Raw genomic sequence first — 22,484 nt, 5'->3', positions numbered from 1 at the left:
TCCCTTACCGCTGACTATTAATAACATGGGCCAAACGTCCTGCGCCAAAGCCATTATCAATATTCACAACACCAACCCCAGCAGCACAAGAATTGAGCATAGATAATAAAGCCGCAAGGCCTTTAAAATTAGCTCCATAGCCAATGCTGGTAGGCACTGCAATAATTGGCTTAGTCACTAAACCACCTACAACACTTGCTAAGGCCCCTTCCATACCAGCTACTACGATGACAACATTGGCGGCTTGAATATCTTCAAGGCGATGAAATAGTCTATGAATCCCCGCTACACCAACATCATAGATACGGACTACTTCATTTCCCATAAGTTCAGCCGTTAAAGCTGCTTCTTCTGCTACTGGTATATCGCTAGTACCAGCTGTAACTACGGCAATTGACCGTGCTTCATTGTGCAACTGCCAATCTCTTCGGCAATATAAAATACCGCTCGTCTCATCAAATTGTAAATCGGGAATCTCAGCGCAAAGAGCTTCATAAATACTTTTTCGACCACGAGTCCCCATGTAAGTACCATAGTGATGATTTAATTCCTTAAAAATAGTAATGCATTGTTCATCTGTTTTACCTTCGCAATACACTACCTCTGGAAATCCTTGACGATTAGCACGATCTAAATCAATAACAGCTTCTTGTAAACTTGATACTCTAGCTTCATTACGAATTTCACAGCTTATAATCTCATTTATGTGTTTTTCACAGGACTCTAAGGAAAGATTTCCTTCTTTATAGGCCTCTAATAATTCACTAATAGATTTACTCATGTAACCAACTCTCTCTCACTGCATACATGCACAACGCACTTGCTATGGCCAAATTTAAAGACTCAATAGGGCCATACATAGGAATAGTAATGCGCTCTTGCGCTATTTGAAACCACGGCTCACTAAGTCCATTAGCTTCGTTACCTAATAAAAGCAATGTTGATGGTGCAAAGGAAACATCATAAATAGGTGATGCCTGCTCTAAAGCTGTAGCATACACAGCGATCTGATTCATTTTAATTATTGGCATGAGTTCGTCAATAGAAACATTCTCATAAATAGGCAATTTAGTTATAGCACTCATAGTACTGCGAACCGTTTTTTCATTATACGGATCTACACTACCTTTAGTTAAAAATAAGCCCTTTACACCAGCAGCAACAGCGGTGCGAATAATGGTGCCTAAATTACCAGGATCTTGAATTTCATCTAACAAGACATAAAGGCCATTACCAAAAGAAGACTCTGTTAACTGATGTGTTTGCTTCTTTACAATCGCAATAATCCCCTGTCCATGCACCGTACTTTCAATACTTTTTAGTAAGGCTGCCTTTACCTGATACACCATACTTCCTTGAGTCGCTGCTTGTTCAGCTATCTCATATGTTTCACTAGTAACTGCATATTCATCACTAATAAAAACAGTAGTCACTAATCCAGTAGCAATCATATCTGCTACAGTGCGCAAACCTTCTGCCAAATATTCGCCATGTAGTTTGCGATATTTTTTTCGTTGCAAGGATTGGGCGTATTTCAAAACCTTATTTTCTTTTGATGTAATACGTTCCATATATCCCTCCACAATAGTAATGAATACCGCACAGCAAATGTATGATTGCCTGTGCGGTATTAGTTAAACTTTCAAAGTTCAAAAAACTCTATATCTTAAATAATTATATCACAACTGACCGTGCTTCCCAAAGGGCAAAGAAAGAACCTTTTTGGGCAATGAGAGATTCATAAGTACCAGACTCAACAATTTCTCCTTGCTTAATCAAATATATCTGGTTAGCACTGCGAATAGTAGACAAGCGATGAGCTATACTGATGATTGTCTTTTCACCACGAATCGTTTCAATGGATTGTTGAATTAGTTGTTCCGTATGACTATCAATATGTGCCGTAGCTTCGTCAAAAATTAAAACTTGACGATCTCGCACCAATACTCTAGCCATGGCTAACAATTGTTTCTGACCAGTTGATAATAAGGATCCTAAATACCCTACCGGTGTATCATAGCCCTGAGGCAACCGTTCAATCATAGTATGTAAATGAGCCTTTTGAGCAGCTGTTATAAGAGCACTTTCTGGTATAGCATCATCATAGAGGGATAAATTTTCACGAATCGTACCTTTAAATAAATGACTATCCTGAAATACATAGCCCATTACCTCACGTAAAACAGCCGGTGCATATTGAGCCGTATCATAGCCATTAATACGAATAGTCCCTTTAGTAGGGCGGTAGAACCCCATAAGCAAAGCCATGAGCGTTGACTTGCCCCCGCCAGAAGGGCCAACAATACCAATGAACTGGCCGCCTTGAATAGTAATTGAAATATCCTTGAGTGCATAATTTTCAGAATTATCATAGGAAAACCATACATGATCAAACTCAATAGTATGAATGGTAGCAAATTCATCAGGCACAGTAATAGTTTCAATCGTTGTATCCGCATCTTCATTAATAATAGGTACTAAACGTTCTGCCCCTGCTAAAGCGCTTTGTAAATTATTATATTTTTCAGCAATCTCTTTTAAAGGCTGGAAGAATTTATCCATATACTGAATAAAGGCAAATACAGTTCCCGCCTCAGTTACTGAATCAAACCAATTAGTAAAACTAAAAATCGCAATAAAAATTACAAACAACATACCATCTACTATTGGTCTAAAAATGGCAAAGGTCTTTACTTCAAATAAACCGGCCTGTAAAAACTCACGACTAATACGATCATATTGCTTAGCCATAATACTTTCCCCAACATAGGACTTTATTATAACAATAAAGTTAAGCATTTCTTGAACAGATGTATTGGAAGCAGCCAGTTTTGTACGCACGCCACGAAAGGCCTTACGAGCATACTTTTGATACACAAAAATTAACACTGCCATAAGTGGTACCAATAAAGACACGACAGCTGCCAATTTTGCATTTAAAAAGAACATGGAAATTAAAATACCTATAATCATCAAGGTACTACTGCCAAGTTTTAAAACTACATCAGTATAAAGCGTACGCAAGGATTCGGTATCATTGGTAACACGAGTTACTAAATTACCAATTGGCAATTCACCAAAGTGGGCCGGCGTACGGGCTAAAATTTTGGCAAACACCGTATTGCGAATTTCAAAGATAATACGCTGACCAAATTGTTGTAAGGTATAATTGTGAACAAACATAGCGACGATACTCAATGTAATCGTCAAGAAATACAAGCCTGCATATTCTAAAATAATCCCCACATCTCGTTGTGGAAAGGCTGTATCAATAACCCCCTTAATAAGCATAGGGCGAACTAATTCAAGGCCTAATGCAAACAGTAAAAATAAAGCAGCCCAAATAAGCAAGAATTTATGAGGACTAATATACTGTCCCAAACGCCGTAACAATAAGATATCTTCATGTTTAGTAAGAGCTACTTCTTCCTGCACTGTATAGGAACTACTATGTTGCTTACTCATGAGACACCTCCTTTGCTAATGCCACCATATCCTCTTCTTCCAAGGGCTCATCAATTTGCTGGGCATATAACCGGCAATATTCACCATTGAGAGCTAATAACTCTTCATGAGTTCCTTGTTCTACAATGGTCCCCTCTTTAAATACTACAATACGATTGGCCTCACGTAAGGCTTCAAGACGCTGTGAAATAAATAATAAAGTTTGTTGGCGACCTTGACGCAAGGTTTTAATGATAGATCTAGCACTAATTGTATCGAGCGCCGAAAAACTATCATCTAATAATAAATATGGTGCATTTTTATATAGACCGCGCGCTATATTAACTCTTTGTTTTTGACCGCCTGATAAATCAGTACCGCCTTCTTTAAGTCGTTTAGCCGCCGGCGCTAAGCGTTCACTTAAATCACGTGTTAACGCAGCTCTTTCAGCAGCTTCAGTTAAATCGATAGTATGATTAGAAGCCTCACCAAAGGCAATATTTTCACCCAAGGTGGTGCCCAATAAAAATGGTTCTGGTGGCACATAGGCAATACTACGCCGCAATACTTGAAGCGGTAATTTCGTTATATCTTCATCCCCAATATATACACTATTAGCAGGTGTATCATGGAGACGTAATAACAATTTAAATAACGTAGACTTACCCGAACCAGGCCCCCCTACTATGCCGATAAATTCGCCAGGCTGAATCGTTAAATTAACATTTTCTAACATAGGAGCCGATGTTTCAGGGTATGTAAAAAATAAGTTACTAATCGTCATAGTTGTCAGTGGTAACTCACGAGTATCTTCCGTTAATTGTTCTTCCTCAATCATAAGAAAATCATAAATTCGATCTAAAGAGGCTAAGCCTTTTTGCAAGACCGATAGTAGCGAGCCTATACCCATAATAGGGCCAATAATTAAACTTAAGTACCCATTAACTGCTACGAAATCCCCTACAGAAATTTCATTGGCAATAATTAACCGTCCACATACAAAAATAGCTATGGCGTGACACATAAAAGGGGCTACAAAAGTTAATGGTGCTAAAATGGCATCTAATAGAGCCACTCTCATATTTTTTTCGTAGTTAATTTTATTAATATTTTGGAAACGCCATAAACTGCGCATTTCACGATTAAATGCCCGAATAACAGGCATACCTAAAAATAATTCCTGCGCAAATTCCGTTAAATCACTATAGGTATTTTGAGCTTCTTTTTGACGTTGACGCATGCGCCGACTTACATAGAGCATGCCAAATAAAATAAAAGGCATCGGCAATAACGTCATAATAGTCAAAGACACACTAATCTCTTTAGCCATTAAAAAGAACGAACAAATGCCAAAGAAAATGGCATCCACTAAAATCATAACACCAAGGCCCAGTGAAACTCGTAGGGACGTAACATCATTAGTCATCAAAGCCATAACCTTACCAGGGCCGTTCTTTTCATAATAAGCAGTAGGAATATATAAGGCATGATCAAAAAGACGACGCCGCAATAAAAATTCAAAACGACGAATAGAGCCTAATAGTAAATGGCGTGATCCAAATTTTAGAATGGTAACCGTTATACCTAACATAAAAAAGTACCCTATATAAGTAGTAAGGCCTTCCTTACCGTAATATAAGGTGTTAATTGATTCCCCAATGAGCCTTGGCACATAGAGAAATAGAATATTAATCGTAATCAATAGGACTATACCCAATAAATAAATGGGACCATAGCCTTTGAAAAACTGTGAAAAAATAGTAAGTTTTTTCATTATGTATATCTCCAGTTGTCATTCAGATATTTTTTGTATCTCTTAAGTTTACATTTTATGTTTCTATTGTATCATATAAAGTATAACATCGAAAATTATCAATTTTTATTTTACTTATGCAAAACACCATGATATACTTAATAGTGTCAAGTGAGTGTACAATACACTCGCTATTAAGAACAGAAATGAAATTTTGAAATTAATCTTTAGGAGGTTATTTATTATGGAAAAACGTACTGGCGTAATCACTTTCGCAGGTAATCCAATGACATTAGTAGGTAAAGAAGTAAAAGTTGGCGAAGCAGCTCCTAACTTTACTGTTTTAGATAATGGCTTAGCAGCAAAATCTTTGAAAGACTTCGAAGGTAAAGTAAAAATTATCTCTGTAGTTCCTTCCTTAGATACTGGCGTTTGTGATGCTCAGACTCGTTGGTTCAACAAAGAAGCAACTGAACTTTCCAATGATGTAGTTGTATTAACTATTTCCATGGACCTTCCATTCGCTCAAAAACGTTGGTGCGGTGCTGCTGGTGTTGAAAATGTAGTAACTCTTTCTGACCATAAAGATGCAAGCTTCGGCGAAGCTTATGGTTTCTTGATTGAAGAACTTCGTCTTTTAACTCGTGGTATCGTAGTTATCGACAAAGATGACAAAGTAGCCTATGTTGAATATGTACCAGAAGTAACTCAATCTGTTAACTTTGATGCGGCTGTTGATGCTGTAAAAAAATTAATCTAATATAAGTTTACTTGTTATCCCTGTACTACTGTAGTATTTACTATGGTAGACATGATGATATGTACGCCAAAAGGGCTGTAGCCATTGCTACAGCCCTTTTTTTATTTCACAAATAGTTTAATATCTAAAATACTTTCAAGATAAATTAATAGTTTTCAAAATCATAATAGGTTAATAGTTGTTGAATAGCATAGATATCAAATGCATCTAAATCCCCTATTTTTGATTTAAAGTCCTTTTCTTTTAATTTTAATGGTTGACTCAATCGAACAGTTGAAGGACGCTCCAAACCAGCTTCATTCCATTTCATTAAATCAAACTCTCCATTGAAATTTTTCCTAGGACCATGACTTGTTACTTTTAAAGATAAAATATAAGCTTGATTATTTTCTAAGACTATAACTGGTCTTGTTTTAGCTTGATTTGAATCTTCAAATTTAACTAACGCCCACCATACTTCCCATTCATTCGGCATAATCCATGTCCTTTGGCAAAACAAGTACATCATCTGCAGTATCTCTATGCCCTACAAATTGTGAATTAGCAAATAAAGGTTTAAAATCTTCTACAATATCTTTATCTTTAAAATAATCTTCTATAATTTCATTATCAATAATTTTGTGAGTATTAATTTTATAGGTTTTTCTCCACGGCCCATCACTTTCATGACTCATTTTAACTAGAGCTGAAGTAGAAATAGTATTATAAGTACGAAGTACGTCAATAAGATATAATTGTTCTTTACGCGATAATTTACTTCTATCAAATGGCTCACTTTGAATTCCATTTCTGCCAAAATGTTTATATCTTTCATAGACTTCTGGTAAAACTGGTCCAAATTGCCAAGCTTCAAAAGACTCATCAATTAGAGCATATCCAAGTTTTTTAAAACTAGCTGCTTGTGCAAAATATAATAATTTATTCAGACGTAAATTAGTCATAAGGTCTTCATTAGGATTATTATTAACTAATTCAATGAAAAATTTAGCAACATCAATCGCTTTAGCCATAGAAATACACCACCTTTCGTTGGAATGTATATACTATTTATTAATTTCAACTTTATTATACTCGTTCTTACTCTTTTAGTAAATCCATAATAAAAAGGCTGCAACTTAGACTCATGCTTAAGTTACAGCCTTACCATATTGTTTACTATTTCACAAACACTTTTGTTTTATTCATCACATCATAACGCAATTGTTCTTCGTCAATCGTCAATAATTCACGATCTTTCATAACAACTTTACCTGCAACAATAGTTGTCTGCACATCAGAAGAATTAGCTGCATAAACTAAAGAGGCTACATCATTATAACGTGGTAACCAATGCATACCCGTTACATCATACAAACAAATATCTGCACGATACCCTTCTTTAATGAGCCCCAAATCCTGATAATCTAATACTTTGGCCCCTTCTACAGTTCCAAGTGCTAAGGCTTGATGAGCCGGAATGGCTTTAGGGTCAAAATGAGTTGCTTTATGTAAAGTAGCTACTAAGCGAACTTCTTCAAGCATATCGGCATTGTTATTGCTAGCAGAGCCATCAGTACCAAGACCAACTGTAATCCCCTTGGCTAACATGGCTGGTACATCGGCAATACCACTAGCTAATTTAAGATTAGACTGTGGATTATGAGCTACGCGAACATTCTTAGCCTTCATAATCTCCAAATCGTCTTCTGTTAAATGAACGCCATGAGCCGCAACACAGCCCGTATCAAATACACCTAAATCATTGAAATGAGCAATTGGTGTTTTACCAGTAGCTTTAATTACATTGTCTACTTCCCCTTTTGTTTCACAAAGGTGAATATGAATTTGTGCGCCTATATCATGGCTTAACTCCATAACTTTACGCATATAGTCATCAGGACAAGTATATGGCGCGTGAGGCCCTAACATAACTTTAATGCGATCATGGTCAAAACCATGCCAGTTAGTAAACAACTCACGACTTTCTACAAGAGCTTGGTCAGCTGTTGGTGCAACCCCAGCCATACCACGGGATAAAACAGCACGAATACCGGTTTCTTTTACAACTCTTGCTGTATCCTCCATAAAGAAATACATATCACTAAAGCAAGTTGTGCCACTGCGGAACATCTCTGCAATACCAAGACGAGTCCCCACCTCTACTAAATCATTAGTCAATTTAGCTTCAGCGGGCCAAATAGCATTTTGAAGCCAGTCCATGAGTTCTAAATCATCTGCATAATTACGGAATAAACCCATAGCAATATGAGTATGTGTATTCACTAAGCCTGGAGCTGCTACACGCCCATTACCATCTAGTATATAAGCTGCATTTCCCGATTCTTTAGTAATCAGCTCTTGTCCAAATGGAGTTTTACTTTCTTCTTCTGTCAAAATTCTATCAATGTAACCATCTTTAATAATTAAAGTTACATTTCTTAGTATATCTTTCCCAGATTCTGCACGTTCCCCTGTAATACAATCAATGTTGCGAATTACAATATCAGCCATGTTATCTCCTTATTGTACTTTATGTAAATAGTCGTATTGTTCCTGTGTAAGTGCATCAATATCATAGCCCATAGAATTTAATTTAACCTTAGCAATGCGTTCATCTAATTCATGAGGCAAGATATGAACCGTATTTTCCATAGTTGCACCATGGTCTAATAAATATTCTGCCGCTAAGGCCTGCATAGCAAAGGATAAATCCATAATTTCAGCAGGATGCCCATCACCAGCGGCTAAATTAACAAGACGACCACCAGCTAGTAAATAAAGAATGCGACCATCAGCAAGTGTATACCCTTCAATATTCTTGCGAACGTTTTGATGCGACACAGCCACTTCAGCTAATTCAACACCATTTACTTCACAGTCAAAATGACCAGCATTACACATAATGGCTTTGTCTTTCATAACTTCATAGTGCTCTTTGCGAATGACGTCTTTACAGCCTGTAACTGTAACAAAAATATCACCAATTGGTGCTGCTTCAATCATAGGCATAACTTTGAAACCATCAAAAACAGCTTCAATCGCTTTAATTGGATCCACTTCTGTTACAATAACATGAGCGCCAAGGCCTTTGGCACGCATAGCTACACCTTTACCACACCAACCATAACCAGCAACAACTACATTTTTGCCCGTTACTGTCAAATTAGTAGTACGCATAATCCCATCCCAAACGGATTGCCCTGTACCGTAACGATTATCAAAGAGATATTTACAGTAAGAATCATTAACCGCAATCATTGGGAAGGTTAATTTCCCTTCATTGGCTAATGCGTGTAAACGATGGACACCCGTAGTTGTTTCTTCCGAACCACCAATAAGACGTTCTTTAGCATCTGTTCTTGTTGTATGTAACAAATTAACAAGGTCACCACCATCATCAATAATAATGTGTGGTTTGTGATCTAGCGCTTTATTTAAGAACATGAAGTATTCTTCTTCCGTACAATCATACCAAGCATACACGGTAAGTCCCATATCAACTAAAGCTGCCGCTACATCATCTTGCGTAGATAATGGATTAGAACCAGTCACGATTACCTCAGCCCCAGCTTCTTTAAGTACCGTTGATAAATATGCTGTTTTAGCCTCTAAGTGAACACTTACAACAACCGTTTTACCTTCAAACTTATGACTTGCTTTAAACTCTTCCCGCAAACTATTAAGGGCAGGCATAAAATTAGATACCCATTCAATTTTTTTACGACCTTCTGGGGCTAAAGCAATGTCACGAATTAATGATTTCATAGGGACCTCTTCTTTCATAATATAGAAATGTTTAATCTATGAACTATCATAAACTAAACAAGAAACTTCATTTTATACTTCATTTTATTTAACAATCTTTTTCTGTAAATTAGCAATTGCTTTATCATATGGTGCTGTCAATACCCCTTCTTCCGTAATAATAGCACTAACTAAGGAATGAGGCGTCACATCAAAAGCAGGATTTAATACTTCAATATCAGCAGGTGCTGTAGGAATACCACCAAAACAGAGCACTTCTTCAGGACTGCGCATTTCAATAGGAATATCCGAGCCTTTTTGTAAAGTAAAATCAAAGGTACTATATGGAGCAGCAACATAAAAAGGAATATTATGAGCCTTAGCGGCTAAAGCGACACCATAAGTACCAATCTTATTTGCCACATCGCCATCTGTAGTAATTCGGTCAGCGCCTACAATAACAGCATCAATTAAACCTTGTTGCATGGCATAAGCAGCCATATTATCGGTTAACAAGGTAACAGGAATCCCATCGTGGTGAAGCTCAAAAGCAGTTAAACGAGCCCCTTGAAGTAATGGTCTAGTCTCATCGGCATATACTCGTTCCAACTGTCCATTATTATGGAGCTCACGAACTACCCCTAAAGCCGTACCAAGACCGGCAGTAGCTAAAGCACCTGCATTGCAATGGGTTAAAATACGAATGCCTTGTTGGCCTTCAAATAAAGTAGCCCCTGCTTTAGCCATCGCTTCATTAAGACGTTGGTCTTCCAAATCAATAGCTTTAGCTTCAGCTTCAATAAGCGGTAACGCAGCTACCATAGTATCGCAAGGAAATACAATATTAGTCACGATACGATCAATCGCCCACGCCAAATTAATAGCTGTTGGACGGGTCTCCTTAAGAGTATTCGCAAAATCTAAGAAATTAGCACGTTGAGTCACTTCATCAGCCGCTGACTCTATGGCTTCACGGGCTGCTAAGATTAAACCATAACCAGCCGCTACCCCAATAGCTGGTGCACCACGAACACGCAACTTTTTAATAGCTTCCGCCACTTGACGCCAATCAGTACAATCAATATAAACTTCTTCCGTTGGTAATTTAGTTTGATCTAGCAAAATTAAAGTTTCACCATTCCACTGAATACTTTTCATAGACTGGCTCTTTAATGTATTTAATGAGTTAACTGCTTCATGTAAACTCATAGCAATTCCCCTTCTTTGCCTAACGCAGCTTTGAACCCACCGTATTCAGCCAAGCGATGATGGCAAGGCAAATCTTGATCGGGGTCTAAACGTTCAATTGTTTCAAGGATTAACGCCTTAAAATTATTTGACATTTCAGCCATAATATCCAATACTTCTTGATGAGTTAATTCAGTAGGTGAAATCCCTGCGGCATAATTAGTAACCATAGAAATCGTGGCATAGGCAATTTCAGCTTCCCCTGCTAATACAACTTCAGGCACATTAGTCATACCTACTGTGTCTGCGCCAAGCATTTTGAACATTTTGATTTCTGCTGGTGTTTCAAAACGAGGCCCTTCAGTACATACGTAAGTACCGCCATTATGAAGGGTGATATCTAATTTCTTAGCAGCCTCTTCAACGACTTTACGCAATGCTGGTGAATACGGATTACCTACACCAAGATGCACTACTTTTTTACCATCGCCATCAAAGAAGGTACTTACACGAGATTTGGTAAAATCTAAGAATTGGTCAACCAATACAAAATGCCCTGGTCCAAAGTCTTCGTTTAAGGAACCAACAGCAGTGGTAGAAATAATCATGGTAACCCCTAGCTTTTTAAGGCCCCAAATATTAGCTCGATAATTAATTAAATGAGGCGGAATCGAATGTTTCATGCCATGACGAGCCAAGAATACTACTTGCTTACCTTTATAACTGCCCTGTGTATAAGCAATGTCCCCATATGGTGTGGACATGGTTTTCGCTTCAATATTTTCAAACATCGATGGATCATACACACCAGTACCACCAATTACTGCGATTACACCCATTATAGTCACCTCTTTAATAAACATAACATACAGTGAGCCACAAAATTGTGAACTATCACCATTTACTATAGTCAAATACAATGTAAAACAAAAGAAAACTCCAGAGCAAGCCCTGGAGAATCCATACCTTAGTTACTGCTGCCCTAAGGCTCGTTTATTCTATTGTACCACATTATAAGTGATTGAGTTAATCATTTGTTTTTGCAAGGTTAACCTTGATTATCATAAAATACGATTAATTAAGCGGTGCCTTAGCAGCTTCATCAAATACTTTTTTTAACTCTTCACGACTGAAGTGGTATTTTTCATTACAATAATGACAAACTAATTCGGTTGTCTCATCTTTGAGCAACTCCTCTTTATCATGAAGCTGTAAAGTAGCTAAAATTTGCTCAAAACGTTCACGACTGCAAGTACAATTGAAATGAACTTCACCCTCATATACTTGTTCTTTCGTTAAACCAGCCAATACTTTGTCAACTAAGCCCGCTCCATCAGGATGTGCTTCTAAATACTTTGAAATAGGCCCTAAGTCATTAATATTAGCTTCTACCTGTGCTAATGCTTCATCGGTAGCATCTGGCAACGCCTGCACTAAGAAACCACCAGCTGCTTTAGTGGTATGATCTGTATTCACTAAAACACCTAAACTAATAGTTGCAGGGATTTGCTCCGACGTATACAAATAATAGGCTAAATCTTCGGCCACTTCCCCAGACTGCATAGGACTTTGAGACGTATAATCTTGGCGAAGTTTGGTAAAACGAGTCACTTGTACTTCACCATCATGACCAACAGCAGCTCCTACATCTAGCTTACCTTCGTATTTAAGAGGTACTTCCACATGAGGATTATCCACATAGCCACGCACTGTATTATCACTAAACGCATCTACATGTACAACCCCTAATGGCCCCTTACCATTCAATCGTAAACTAACATTTTCTTCATTTTTAAAATCACCAGCCATTAAAAGAGCCCCTGTCATGGCACGTCCTAAAGCAGCCGTAGCTACTGGACTTAACTCATGACGAACTCTTGCTTCTTCTACGGTATCCGTAGTAACAGCAAAAGCTAAACGAACCCCTTCCTTGGTGGTATAACGACGAATACTATCCATATAATTTTATCTTCCTTTATTCTTATACTTAAATTTGTTCTAATAAGTTAACCATTTCAATAGCACCCATAGCACAATCAAAGCCTTTATTACCTGCTTTTGTGCCAGCACGCTCAATGGCTTGTTCAATATTTTCAGTAGTTAATACGCCAAACATAACAGGCACCCCTGTTTCAAGGCTAATGTGCGCGATGCCTTTAGAAACTTCACTACATACATAGTCATAGTGTGTTGTGGATCCACGAATAACCGCTCCTACACAAATAATTGCATCATATTTACCGCTAAGAGCTGCTTTTTTAGCTACTACAGGAATTTCAAAAGCCCCTGGTACCCAAATTGTATTAATATCATCTTCTTTTACATCGTGACGAAGCAAAGCATCCATAGCGCCACCAATTAATTTAGAAGTAATAAACTCGTTAAAACGAGAACCAATAATCGCAAAGCGTTTACCTGTACCTAATAATTTACCTTCTGTAATCATTTGTAATTCCTCCTAGTTCGAATAGTCCGTTTCTACATGAAAAACTATTCTACATTATAATAAATGGCCCATTTTTTCTTTTTTAGTTTTTAAATAACCTGCATTTACATTATTAGCCTTGATAATCACAGGCACTCGTTTATTAACTTCAATGCCCCAGTGTTCTAGACTTTCACGTTTCAAAGGATTGTTAGTCAATAAATTAACACTTTTAATCCCTAAGAAACGAATAATTTGGGCCGCTAATGAATATTCACGCATATCTGGTGGGAAACCAAGTTTCACATTCGCTTCTACCGTATCTAAGCCTTTTTCTTGTAAAGCATAGGCTTTAATTTTATTTGTCAAACCAATGCCACGGCCTTCTTGGCGCATATACACGACTACACCACGACCTTTTTCTTCAATCGTACGTAATGCATTGTGAAGCTGCTCACCACAATCACAACGTTGCGAACCAAATACATCACCAGTTAAACATTCAGAATGTACTCGAACTAACACATCGTCTTGATCTTTTACATCCCCTTTAACAATGGCTAAATGCTCTTTATGGTCTAGGTAATTTTTAAATACGAAAATTTGAAAATCACCAAAAGCTGTAGGCAACTTAGATTCAGCGGCTAATGTAATAATTGGTTCATGCAATTTACGATATTCAATCAATTCAGCAACGGACGCAATTTTCAAATCATATTTATCAGCAAACTCTAATAAATCATCTAAGCGAGCCATACTACCATCATCTTTAGTAATTTCACAGATAACGGACGCCTCTTTAAGACCTGCTAAACGACATAAATCAATAGAAGCCTCGGTATGACCTTGACGAACTAAAACGCCCCCTTCTTTATATTGTAGTGGGAACACATGACCTGGACGGCGGAAATCATCTGGACGCGCTGTATCATCAACCAAAGTACGAATCGTCAATGCCCGTTCATAAGGGGAAACACCTGTAGTTGTATCAACATGGTCTACCGATACAGTAAAGGCCGTTTCATGATTATCTGTATTTTTTGTCACCATTTGAGGAATATTTAAACGTTCTAAATCTTCCCGTCTCATAGGTGTACATACAATACCCCGAGCTTCCTTCACCATGAAGTTTATATTTTCCATAGTGGCAAACTCAGCTGCTATCATGAGATCCCCTTCGTTTTCACGTTTTTCATCATCTACGATAACTACTGGTTTACCAATTTTAATATCTGCTAATACTTCTTCAATCGTATTCAACGTTCTTGTCATTATAATATCTCCTTTTATCCTCTAAATGAGTAGGTATCTATGGTTATATAAAGCCCTTAGCAGCTAGCCAATCTTTAGACAGCCCTGAATGTTTGGCTTCTGATTTTTTTGCGCTTGTAGAATTTGACCTTCCTGCTACACCATCAGCTGTAACAGGCTCAGACAAATTCATAAAATGGCGAATATAGCGCCCTGCAATATCTGTCTCTAAATTCACCACAGTACCAATCGTAGCCGTTGCCAAAATGGTATTAGCAATCGTATGAGGTATAATTGAAATTTCAAAATAAGTGGCTTCTCGCTTTGAAACAGTCAAACTAGCTCCATCAACGGCAATCGAACCTTTGTAAATAATATAATCTAACACATCAGCCGTTGTTTCAATGGTAAAAATAACCGAATTATCAAGTTTACGAATATTACGAATTCGGCCCTGTCCATCTACATGGCCAGCTACCATATGACCACCAAAGCGACCGTTGGCAGCCATAGCACGTTCTAAATTAACGGCTTGCCCTGCAGTAAACTTAGCTAACGTTGTCATATTCACTGATTCAGGCATAACATCCGCTACAAATTGTGTGCCAGAAAAGGCAGTCACAGTTAAACATACGCCATTAACAGCAATAGAACAACCGACTTCCATATCTTCGAAAATTTTATGACCTTCAATCGTCAGTCGCATAGCCTGAGCATTTCGTTGAACACTTACAACGTTACCGACTTCTTCAATTATTCCGGTAAACATGAGCGTCACTTCCTTCCTCTACATATGCTTCTAACCGAATATTATTATCTAGTATAGCAGCTGATTCAAAACGCAGTTGAACACCTTCCACTAATTGATCAATGCCTTGTCCATTAACTGCACCTAAAGCAGCTTGGCCACCAATAATCGTATTGCCAATATAGGTTACTATTTTGTTAAATGCTTTTGCTTCTACAAAGGAAGCAATCACATGACTACCACCTTCCACTAAAACAGAGGTAAAACCTAACTCACCTAGCTGTTTTAATATCAACGTTATATCAAGACCATTTACGGTAGACTCTACAGGAATTACCTTAGCCCCTCTATTAGTTAGAGCTTTAATTTGACAATCTTTACAAGCCGAACTAACAAAAATATAAACATCACGATTAGGTTGTTCAAATAATTTAGCATCTACTGGTGTTCGTCCTAAACTATCTAAAATCACCACATCAGGCTGATGTAATGGTGTAGCATTTAATTCTTGAATATTTTCTTCTGATAATTTACTATCGGCTTGTAAACGACAATTTAAACTTGGATTGTCACTTAATACTGTACCAATGCCAGTTAAAATCACATCATGAGTAGCTCGTAATCGATGTCCATCTTGCCGTGCCGTTTCATTCGTAATCCATTGTGAATGACCTGTCCGTGTAGCAATCTTTCCATCTAAAGACATGGCTGATTTTAACGTAACAAAAGGACGTCCTGTTTTAATAAAGGTCAAAAAGCCCTCAATTAATTTGGAGCATTGATCTATTAACACACCCGATGTCACTTCAATACCAGCGTCCAAAAGCATTTGAATGCCTTTGCCACCTACTAATGGATTTGGATCAACCACACCAATGACAACGCGTTGAAGGCCTGCTTCAATCACTCGTTTGGCACAAGGCGGCGTTTTACCATAATGAGCACAAGGTTCTAAGGTTACATACAAGGTAGCACCCTTAGCAGCTTCACCAGCTTGTTGCAATGCGTTTACTTCAGCATGAGCCTCGCCAGCTTTATGATGAAAGCCCTCACCTATAATCTGCCCATCTTTTACAACCACAGCCCCCACCATAGGATTAGGATGGGTCCGTCCTGTAGCTTGTGCCGCTAACGCTAGAGCCCGTGCCATATAGGTTTCATCAATTTGCTTTTGTAATTCTAGGTCTTTTATTTGTTCATCTGTCATACTATGAACTCCTAACATAAAAGGGACTATATGCATATAGTCCCTGAGTAAATTGCGTTATAAACTTCGCTTTCTATGCGACACCTCAAACAATCATTAATACAATAATTTGATTGTTCGTATTTCGTAAGAAGGCGAACTCATACCGTGTCTTTTCCCATCCAGACTATACTGTCGGTCTCGGAATCACACCGAGTCAACCCATTTCAGAGCTTGCGGACTATCACCGCCGGTCAGGAATTGAATGCGAATAATCAATTCTGTTATTCGATTCGCACCTTGCCTCAAAGACTATCCTTATTAATTTGTAAAATATATAAGGTAAAAATAATACTTAATTACAAGTTTTGTAAACTTGTAATGACTACTATTTCTATAGTTGATTATACTATCATTTATAGGATTCTGCAAGTGGTGAAACCAGATGCCCCTTTGTTTCACTACTTCTATGTATTTTTATATTCCCCCTTTGATCAATATAAGCACTTCCGTAAAGTAAAGTTAAAAAGTATAAGCCCCATTGAAGTGCTATAGTATTAATCGCCAAACTTTTTAATTGTTGTGCCACTTGCGTATATTGTGTACTAATTATGCTTCGAGTCAAAATCTTTGCTAAGGATTTTTCAAACATTTTATATTGATATTGCACATACATTAATTCACGCCGAATATGTGCTCGCTGAATCTTCACTTTCTTTGAGATAAAAACTGCTAAATTGTCTAATCTATATATACCTTCATGAAGTTGTAAAACTCGATATATAAGATGTTTTATATTATTATGAGAATTAAACGAACTTTCACAATAGAGGGACACCAATATTGTGTGAATAAGTTTTACACTGTATTGACAACCATTAACATACATATCACCACAACTAAATTCTGGATTTTCCTTTGATTTACAAGTACAGTCATCCATTTTTAGATTTGTTACTTTAAATAAATCTTGCCAGGAATACACCGCAAGCATTGTAGTAGCACTGGTGTGATGAAATAAATATCGCTGTTCATAACGAACTAAGTGACATAATTTACTAATGATAATATGTCCATATAGCTCAAACTTTACCTTCCCCTTAGCCGTCAGCCTATGGGGTCTTTCTAACACTAAAAAATAACCTTGGTTAAATATCTCCACTACCTCATCTACATGACGACGGGAATAGGAATTCTCTTTTAAATACGCTACCACTTCAAGATAGCCCTTATTAAATGGTGCCATCAACTGAGGAATAATAGCTTTATCTTGTAATGATTCTTCCAATAAATCCTCTAACATAAGTAAGAAAAAATGAATATATTGAGGAATTATGAAATCTTTACCACCATCAATAAATCGAGTTCTATCATTAGCAGTCTCAATTATAGATTCAGACATATTTATAACACTTCCTTACAAAAATTAATATAGATGGTAAGTTTTTTAAATTGTAATTCATAATATGGCCTTAAAATATTTATTAACGAAATAAAATATGTAAAAATAAAGGAACTTTTATTAAAAAACACGTCAACTGTGCTATTTAAGTCAAAGATGTTGACCAGTAAACTAGATATAATGCTGCAAAGAACCATCCTTTTGTGATTATTACATATATGTATAGCCATAGACCTGTTTCTAAAGGTAAAGTTAACAAGTTCTATCCTTAATTAAGATTATTTATATCTCCCTGCTATCAAACTCCTATATTACTAAGCAAATTCTATTAAATATGTGCAAAAATAAATTTTTTGGTATAGAATTTTTTGTTCAAAGGAAAAATTTAGACGATTGCAGCAAAATATTCACAATACTATACTGTTAATTGTGATTGCAATCACCTTTTATTCAAAATTAGTCATTAATATAAAGGAGATATAATGACAGAACCATTTTATGAAACAAAATATATTACATTAGCACAACAAGGCAATAAAAAAGCTTTTAACTAAACTTTGTCATCAGTATAAAGGGTTGATTCGCAAATATGCCCATGTAACAGCTGTAAAATGTGAGTCCGCTGATATGGAAAATCTTTTATGGGAACTATTTATCCGCGCCATTAAAGAATATAACACCAAAGGCTCCGTTCCCTTTTCAGGCTTTGTACAAAGTCGAATTCGGTATGGACAGTATAACGCCTTTAAAAAATTACGCCGTCAATGGCAACATGAGTCATTTATTATGAATATATCTACAGATGGCGAAGACACAGCCATGACCTTTGAAGATATTCTAGACCCAACGGTGAGTGCTGAGGATACAGTATTAGCACATGAAAATAAAACACGAATTACTAAAGCCTTTCATCGCTTACCCAAGCCACAACAAGCCTTATTATACGCATACTATGTGAAAGGTATTTCCCTGTCAGAATTAGCACGCCAACATGGTATCAGTCGTCAAGCAATGCAACAACATAAAAATCGTGCCCTTACCGCTTTGACAGTCTTTTTTAATGAATAGTATTAATAAACAACATAAATCAGGATTAACCATTATTTGTAAGAAATATACACTAAAAAGAAGGCGAAAACTCACATGAATAGTAACATAAATAGACCTAGTATAAAGTATAGCTTAGGCATAGATATTAGCGAGCATAATGGAGCCATAAATTGGAATGCGGTCAAAAAAGCAGGCGTAATATTTGCCATTATCCGCCTTGGCTATGGTCAGGGGCACTTAGACTCCTTATTTTATGATCATGTTAACACTGCTATTGCGGCTGGTATATCTATAGGTATTTATTATTATAGCTATGCTACAAATTGTGATCTAGCTGCCCTAGAGGCCCACTATGTAAGTAAAACCTTATTAGATTGTGGACTTCCCCTCGCTAAACTTCCTATGGGCGTATGGTATGACCTAGAAGACCCAAGTATCTTAACGGCTTGTGAAGTCAAAGGGTATCAAAAACAAGAAATCACTAATATAGCAAGTACCTTCGTCAATCACTTATGGCAAACAGGCTATACCTTCACAGGTATTTATGCCAATTTAGATTGGTGGCTTAACAATCTAGATACCTCTCAATTAAGCCGTCCTCAATGGTGTGCGCAATATAATACTACTTGTGATTGGCCTACTGCACATATGTGGCAGTATTCTAATTCACTTGCCATTGATGATGCTTTATTTGACGGTAATATATTGTTCAATTGATAGTAAAGAACTAGGAAAACCCCCATATATAATAAGGAGACTGTAGAGCGCCGAAGCATTCTACAGTCTCCTTTATTATCTTTATGATATGTGATTTTACTAAACTAACAGTATATTACGTTGTCAATATACAAACTTGCCATACTGGACAGTTTTATATTTAATTAGCCTTCAATTACATACCTAAGCGTTCCATGAGCAATTTAATTTGTTCACGTTGAGCTTCTAATTCTTGACGTTGTGCCTGTAATTCAGCTTTTTGACCAGCCACTTCTTGTTTCAAGGATTGATTTTCAGCATTGCTTGCTGCTACGGAATCCTTCAAGGATGTGTTTTATACTATCTTTATCTCTTTTTTATTGCTTCTCTAAATTGTTTCACAACTTCAACTACATTACTAGCTTTTGTAATAGCCGAAATTACGGATACACCATCGGCACCATGATTTCGAATAATAGCTGTCGTTTCCGCTGTAATCCCACCAATAGCTACAATAGGGATCTCTGAATCTACATTGCGTACGGCTTGAATGCCTTCTGGCCCTATAGGTGCTTTAGCATCACCTTTTGACTGTGTGCCATATACCGGTCCTACCCCAATATAATCAGCCAAATCTACTCTTGAGTGACTATATTCTTCTGGTGAATGAATCGATAAACCAATAATCTTATTAGAGAATCGTTGCCGAACGCTTTCAATTGAATCATCCTCTTGTCCAATATGAACACCATCAACATTTAATTGTTCCGCTAACGCCATATCATCATTCATAACGAATGGCACTTGGTAATTTTGACAAAGAGTTTGTACCTTTTTAGCAAACTCCAGTTTAGCTTCGCCTTGTAAAGAGTCCTCACCTTTTTCACGAAGCTGAAACATTGTAATGCCTGCTTGCAATGCTGTTTCTATACAAATCAAAGCAGCTTCTTCAGAATTTTGAGTTCCTTTAAAATCCTGTGTGCCACAAATAAAATATACTGCTAACTGGCTGCGGTTAAATACCATTTGCCAGTTCTTGCGATTTGTTACAACATCATCGGTAATACCATATAAGGCATTTAGAAACTCTATTTGAAAACTGCCTGGCTCTACTTGTCGATATATAGCCTTACAATTTTCAGCAGCCATTTCAGCAGCTACTGAATACGCAGTTAGCCCCCACAAAGTACGCGAAAACAAATCTTCATCAGTAGCATTGTCAGAAGACAGATTAAATTCCATAGAAGTTGAAGTAGAGCCAATAAAGGCTGCTAAAAATCCACCTAACAAACAACCTGTCCCCACTACAAGTGGCATCATAGAAGACCCATTAGTTATTTCAATCGTCTTGACTCCATTGGAAATACCATCTATGGGACCCGTTACTACAGTAAGTACATTAAAGGCCTTCGCACACTGTGTCGCTAACATACCAGGTTTAGCCACGCCAGCACTATCTACGCCTTTAGAGCTTACCGCCGTAATGTCTTTAGCCTGTGTTATTTCAAAATTACGTCCATTAGCCACGTCTAATTCCTGTTTCGCCTGTACTAATGACGCTATTTCACCCGCATTACCGCGGAGCAAAGTAATTTTATGTTCTAATAATAAATCAAGGGCAATGTTTCGTCGAAATGGCCCTGCGCTGCAAGCAACAGGATCCAATACAACGGGCACATTTAATTCATTAGCAAGAGCTACTGCCTTTTTATAAAAAGCTGCTAATTCCGGATTTACCGTGCCAATATTTACTAATAAGGCCTGTGCATGAGGCAATAAATCACGCAAATCTTCTATACAAGAACTCATTGCCGGCGATGCACCAACAGCTAGCAAACCATTTGCAGTAAAATTCTTTACCACATCGTTAGTTAAGCAGATAACCAGAGGATTTTTCTCCCTCAATGCTGCTATATATTTCATAATATGTCTTCTTTCTATATCTCGTAGCAACCCAACACTCTATTAACTAAATAAGCTAAAAAACTAAATAAACTAGAAAACTAAATAAATTAGAAAATCATAACTTAATCGTATGATTAACCGGCCCGTGTCCTTTTCCTAGACCAGGATTTTCTTTAATAGCCTTAGTTATAAACTCTTTACCAATGCCTACGGCCTCTGGCAATGACTTTCCTTTACTTAATTCAGCGGTAATTACTGCTGAAAATGTGCAACCTGTACCATGAGTGTGTGGTGTATCAAAGCGTGGACTTTCATAAGTAATGCATGACTCACCTTTTATATATAAATAATCTTTCGCTGTTTCACCAAAATGGCCACCTTTCATAATAACAGCCTTAGGTCCCATTTCATGTAAAATAACTTGTGCCGCTTTTTCCAATTCACTTTCCGTCTCAATGCTAAAGCCTACCAAATATTCAGCTTCTGATAAATTTGGGGTCACCAAAGTAGCCACTGGCATTAATTCCGCTTTAAATTGATCCCATGCTTGCTGATCAATTAAGTGATCACCACTGGTAGCTACCATAACTGGATCCATTACATACGGCACAGAACCATCTACATATTTACGGATAATATGCATCATATCCACATTAGCTATCATACCTGTTTTCAATGCTGCTGGTGGAATGTCATCAAATACACAAGCCAATTGTTCGTCTAATACAGGTAAATCTATATTTTGAATCATTCGTACACCCATAGTGTTTTGTGCTACTACACTCGTTACTACGGCCAAGCCATATACATCTCTAGCCTGAAACGATTTCAAATCAGCCATAATACCTGCGCCACCTGATGGATCAGTTCCTGCAATCGTTAACGCTGTAGGAAAGATATTTTGTTTCATGTTGTCCTCCAATTACTCTAGCAATAAACTCTCCTTAATTTAT

General features: G+C 37.2%; 22 protein-coding genes and 1 riboswitch. Of the genes, 3 read left to right on the top strand and 19 right to left on the bottom strand.

Translation table 11 applies throughout. The features are described 5' to 3' along the window. Positions 1 to 4: 4 nt before the first annotated feature. The 4 genes from larB to NFR44_RS01340 all read right to left on the bottom strand — a co-directional run bounded on the left by larB (position 5) and on the right by NFR44_RS01340 (position 5,218). A complete protein-coding gene (gene larB / locus NFR44_RS01355) occupies positions 5 to 781 on the bottom strand; it encodes a nickel pincer cofactor biosynthesis protein LarB (RefSeq protein ID WP_251440327.1) in 777 nt (258 codons plus the stop codon). Beyond that, positions 774 to 1,571, bottom strand: coding sequence for a TrmH family RNA methyltransferase (locus NFR44_RS01350; RefSeq protein ID WP_251440324.1), 798 nt, complete (start codon positions 1,569 to 1,571; stop codon positions 774 to 776). The genes larB and NFR44_RS01350 overlap by 8 nt, the downstream gene beginning before the upstream one ends. A gap of 103 nt (positions 1,572 to 1,674) precedes the next feature. Beyond that, complete coding sequence (locus tag NFR44_RS01345; RefSeq protein WP_251440321.1) at positions 1,675 to 3,465, bottom strand: ABC transporter ATP-binding protein; 1,791 nt, start codon at positions 3,463 to 3,465, stop codon at positions 1,675 to 1,677. Beyond that, the gene (locus NFR44_RS01340; protein ID WP_251440318.1) at positions 3,458 to 5,218 is read right to left on the bottom strand and encodes an ABC transporter ATP-binding protein; all 1,761 of its coding nucleotides are present in this window, start codon (positions 5,216 to 5,218) and stop codon (positions 3,458 to 3,460) included. The genes NFR44_RS01345 and NFR44_RS01340 overlap by 8 nt, the downstream gene beginning before the upstream one ends. Positions 5,219 to 5,441: 223 nt before the next feature. Here NFR44_RS01340 and tpx point away from each other — a divergent pair, with 223 nt between their 5' ends. Next, positions 5,442 to 5,957, top strand: a complete 516-nt coding sequence (gene tpx, locus NFR44_RS01335; RefSeq protein WP_251440316.1) for a thiol peroxidase — start codon at positions 5,442 to 5,444, stop codon at positions 5,955 to 5,957. A 145-nt stretch (positions 5,958 to 6,102) separates the two neighbouring features. Here tpx and NFR44_RS01330 read toward each other — a convergent pair whose 3' ends face one another. The 12 genes from NFR44_RS01330 to NFR44_RS01275 all read right to left on the bottom strand — a co-directional run bounded on the left by NFR44_RS01330 (position 6,103) and on the right by NFR44_RS01275 (position 17,880). Then, a complete protein-coding gene (locus tag NFR44_RS01330) occupies positions 6,103 to 6,432 on the bottom strand; it encodes a type II toxin-antitoxin system PemK/MazF family toxin (protein ID WP_251440314.1) in 330 nt (109 codons plus the stop codon). Beyond that, a complete protein-coding gene (locus NFR44_RS01325) occupies positions 6,422 to 6,967 on the bottom strand; it encodes a Panacea domain-containing protein (RefSeq protein WP_251440312.1) in 546 nt (181 codons plus the stop codon). The genes NFR44_RS01330 and NFR44_RS01325 overlap by 11 nt, the downstream gene beginning before the upstream one ends. Positions 6,968 to 7,112: 145 nt before the next feature. Continuing rightward, entirely contained in the window at positions 7,113 to 8,447 is a 1,335-nt protein-coding gene (locus NFR44_RS01320; RefSeq protein ID WP_251440310.1) for an amidohydrolase, read from the bottom strand. Between the two features lie 9 nt (positions 8,448 to 8,456). Continuing rightward, the gene (locus NFR44_RS01315; protein ID WP_251440308.1) at positions 8,457 to 9,701 is read right to left on the bottom strand and encodes an adenosylhomocysteinase; all 1,245 of its coding nucleotides are present in this window, start codon (positions 9,699 to 9,701) and stop codon (positions 8,457 to 8,459) included. Positions 9,702 to 9,785: 84 nt separating this feature from the next. Then, on the bottom strand, positions 9,786 to 10,838 hold the full coding sequence (gene mtnA / locus NFR44_RS01310) for an S-methyl-5-thioribose-1-phosphate isomerase (protein ID WP_251440787.1): 1,053 nt from the start codon (positions 10,836 to 10,838) through the stop codon (positions 9,786 to 9,788). A gap of 47 nt (positions 10,839 to 10,885) precedes the next feature. Next, positions 10,886 to 11,707, bottom strand: coding sequence for an S-methyl-5'-thioadenosine phosphorylase (gene mtnP, locus NFR44_RS01305; protein WP_251440306.1), 822 nt, complete (start codon positions 11,705 to 11,707; stop codon positions 10,886 to 10,888). 235 nt (positions 11,708 to 11,942) lie between these two features. Further along, the gene (gene hslO / locus NFR44_RS01300) at positions 11,943 to 12,827 is read right to left on the bottom strand and encodes an Hsp33 family molecular chaperone HslO (RefSeq protein ID WP_251440304.1); all 885 of its coding nucleotides are present in this window, start codon (positions 12,825 to 12,827) and stop codon (positions 11,943 to 11,945) included. A 28-nt stretch (positions 12,828 to 12,855) separates the two neighbouring features. Next, complete coding sequence (gene ribH, locus NFR44_RS01295) at positions 12,856 to 13,314, bottom strand: 6,7-dimethyl-8-ribityllumazine synthase (RefSeq protein WP_162099949.1); 459 nt, start codon at positions 13,312 to 13,314, stop codon at positions 12,856 to 12,858. A gap of 54 nt (positions 13,315 to 13,368) precedes the next feature. Then, positions 13,369 to 14,565 carry a bifunctional 3,4-dihydroxy-2-butanone-4-phosphate synthase/GTP cyclohydrolase II gene (locus NFR44_RS01290; RefSeq protein ID WP_251440302.1) on the bottom strand — a complete coding sequence of 399 codons (1,197 nt, stop codon included), beginning with the start codon at positions 14,563 to 14,565 and terminating at the stop codon, positions 13,369 to 13,371. 43 nt (positions 14,566 to 14,608) lie between these two features. Then, entirely contained in the window at positions 14,609 to 15,313 is a 705-nt protein-coding gene (gene ribE, locus NFR44_RS01285; protein ID WP_251440300.1) for a riboflavin synthase, read from the bottom strand. After that, positions 15,294 to 16,499, bottom strand: coding sequence for a bifunctional diaminohydroxyphosphoribosylaminopyrimidine deaminase/5-amino-6-(5-phosphoribosylamino)uracil reductase RibD (ribD, locus tag NFR44_RS01280; protein WP_251440298.1), 1,206 nt, complete (start codon positions 16,497 to 16,499; stop codon positions 15,294 to 15,296). The genes ribE and ribD overlap by 20 nt, the downstream gene beginning before the upstream one ends. Positions 16,500 to 16,644: 145 nt before the next feature. Then, a riboswitch (FMN riboswitch) is annotated at positions 16,645 to 16,795 on the bottom strand. A 95-nt stretch (positions 16,796 to 16,890) separates the two neighbouring features. After that, positions 16,891 to 17,880, bottom strand: a complete 990-nt coding sequence (locus NFR44_RS01275) for a hypothetical protein (protein WP_251440297.1) — start codon at positions 17,878 to 17,880, stop codon at positions 16,891 to 16,893. Positions 17,881 to 18,414: 534 nt separating this feature from the next. Here NFR44_RS01275 and NFR44_RS01270 point away from each other — a divergent pair. Both NFR44_RS01270 and NFR44_RS01265 read left to right on the top strand, forming a co-directional pair. Beyond that, the gene (locus tag NFR44_RS01270) at positions 18,415 to 18,948 is read left to right on the top strand and encodes a sigma-70 family RNA polymerase sigma factor (protein WP_277612519.1); all 534 of its coding nucleotides are present in this window, start codon (positions 18,415 to 18,417) and stop codon (positions 18,946 to 18,948) included. Positions 18,949 to 19,023: 75 nt separating this feature from the next. Continuing rightward, on the top strand, positions 19,024 to 19,647 hold the full coding sequence (locus NFR44_RS01265) for a GH25 family lysozyme (protein WP_251440292.1): 624 nt from the start codon (positions 19,024 to 19,026) through the stop codon (positions 19,645 to 19,647). A gap of 175 nt (positions 19,648 to 19,822) precedes the next feature. Here NFR44_RS01265 and NFR44_RS01260 read toward each other — a convergent pair whose 3' ends face one another. The 3 genes from NFR44_RS01260 to thiD form a co-directional block, all read right to left on the bottom strand. Beyond that, complete coding sequence (locus NFR44_RS01260; RefSeq protein ID WP_251440288.1) at positions 19,823 to 19,972, bottom strand: hypothetical protein; 150 nt, start codon at positions 19,970 to 19,972, stop codon at positions 19,823 to 19,825. Positions 19,973 to 19,992: 20 nt separating this feature from the next. Continuing rightward, the gene (thiE, locus tag NFR44_RS01255; RefSeq protein WP_251440286.1) at positions 19,993 to 21,549 is read right to left on the bottom strand and encodes a thiamine phosphate synthase; all 1,557 of its coding nucleotides are present in this window, start codon (positions 21,547 to 21,549) and stop codon (positions 19,993 to 19,995) included. Positions 21,550 to 21,646: 97 nt separating this feature from the next. After that, positions 21,647 to 22,441 carry a bifunctional hydroxymethylpyrimidine kinase/phosphomethylpyrimidine kinase gene (thiD, locus tag NFR44_RS01250; protein ID WP_251440284.1) on the bottom strand — a complete coding sequence of 265 codons (795 nt, stop codon included), beginning with the start codon at positions 22,439 to 22,441 and terminating at the stop codon, positions 21,647 to 21,649. Positions 22,442 to 22,484 lie beyond the last annotated feature (43 nt).

This window comes from Veillonella intestinalis (assembly GCF_943193155.1).
Classification (GTDB): Bacteria; Bacillota; Negativicutes; order Veillonellales; family Veillonellaceae; genus Veillonella_A; species Veillonella_A intestinalis.
Note: the sequence above shows the minus strand (reverse complement) of the source record. Positions and strands in the feature narration are given on the sequence as shown.

Coding starts and splice junctions, on each gene's coding strand:
- NFR44_RS01325 (WP_251440312.1), bottom strand. CDS start 6,967: ATGGCTAAAGCGATTGATGTTGCTAAATTTTTCATTGAATTAGTTAAT.
- hslO (WP_251440304.1), bottom strand. CDS start 12,827: ATGGATAGTATTCGTCGTTATACCACCAAGGAAGGGGTTCGTTTAGCT.
- ribH (WP_162099949.1), bottom strand. CDS start 13,314: ATGATTACAGAAGGTAAATTATTAGGTACAGGTAAACGCTTTGCGATT.
- NFR44_RS01340 (WP_251440318.1), bottom strand. CDS start 5,218: ATGAAAAAACTTACTATTTTTTCACAGTTTTTCAAAGGCTATGGTCCC.
- NFR44_RS01330 (WP_251440314.1), bottom strand. CDS start 6,432: ATGCCGAATGAATGGGAAGTATGGTGGGCGTTAGTTAAATTTGAAGAT.
- ribD (WP_251440298.1), bottom strand. CDS start 16,499: ATGACAGATGAACAAATAAAAGACCTAGAATTACAAAAGCAAATTGAT.
- thiD (WP_251440284.1), bottom strand. CDS start 22,441: ATGAAACAAAATATCTTTCCTACAGCGTTAACGATTGCAGGAACTGAT.
- mtnP (WP_251440306.1), bottom strand. CDS start 11,707: ATGGGTGTAATCGCAGTAATTGGTGGTACTGGTGTGTATGATCCATCG.
- NFR44_RS01350 (WP_251440324.1), bottom strand. CDS start 1,571: ATGGAACGTATTACATCAAAAGAAAATAAGGTTTTGAAATACGCCCAA.
- NFR44_RS01290 (WP_251440302.1), bottom strand. CDS start 14,565: ATGACAAGAACGTTGAATACGATTGAAGAAGTATTAGCAGATATTAAA.
- mtnA (WP_251440787.1), bottom strand. CDS start 10,838: ATGAAAAGTATTCAGTGGAATGGTGAAACTTTAATTTTGCTAGATCAA.
- NFR44_RS01345 (WP_251440321.1), bottom strand. CDS start 3,465: ATGAGTAAGCAACATAGTAGTTCCTATACAGTGCAGGAAGAAGTAGCT.
- NFR44_RS01265 (WP_251440292.1), top strand. CDS start 19,024: ATGAATAGTAACATAAATAGACCTAGTATAAAGTATAGCTTAGGCATA.
- tpx (WP_251440316.1), top strand. CDS start 5,442: ATGGAAAAACGTACTGGCGTAATCACTTTCGCAGGTAATCCAATGACA.
- NFR44_RS01320 (WP_251440310.1), bottom strand. CDS start 8,447: ATGGCTGATATTGTAATTCGCAACATTGATTGTATTACAGGGGAACGT.
- NFR44_RS01275 (WP_251440297.1), bottom strand. CDS start 17,880: ATGTCTGAATCTATAATTGAGACTGCTAATGATAGAACTCGATTTATT.
- ribE (WP_251440300.1), bottom strand. CDS start 15,313: ATGTTTACCGGAATAATTGAAGAAGTCGGTAACGTTGTAAGTGTTCAA.
- thiE (WP_251440286.1), bottom strand. CDS start 21,549: ATGAAATATATAGCAGCATTGAGGGAGAAAAATCCTCTGGTTATCTGC.
- NFR44_RS01315 (WP_251440308.1), bottom strand. CDS start 9,701: ATGAAATCATTAATTCGTGACATTGCTTTAGCCCCAGAAGGTCGTAAA.
- larB (WP_251440327.1), bottom strand. CDS start 781: ATGAGTAAATCTATTAGTGAATTATTAGAGGCCTATAAAGAAGGAAAT.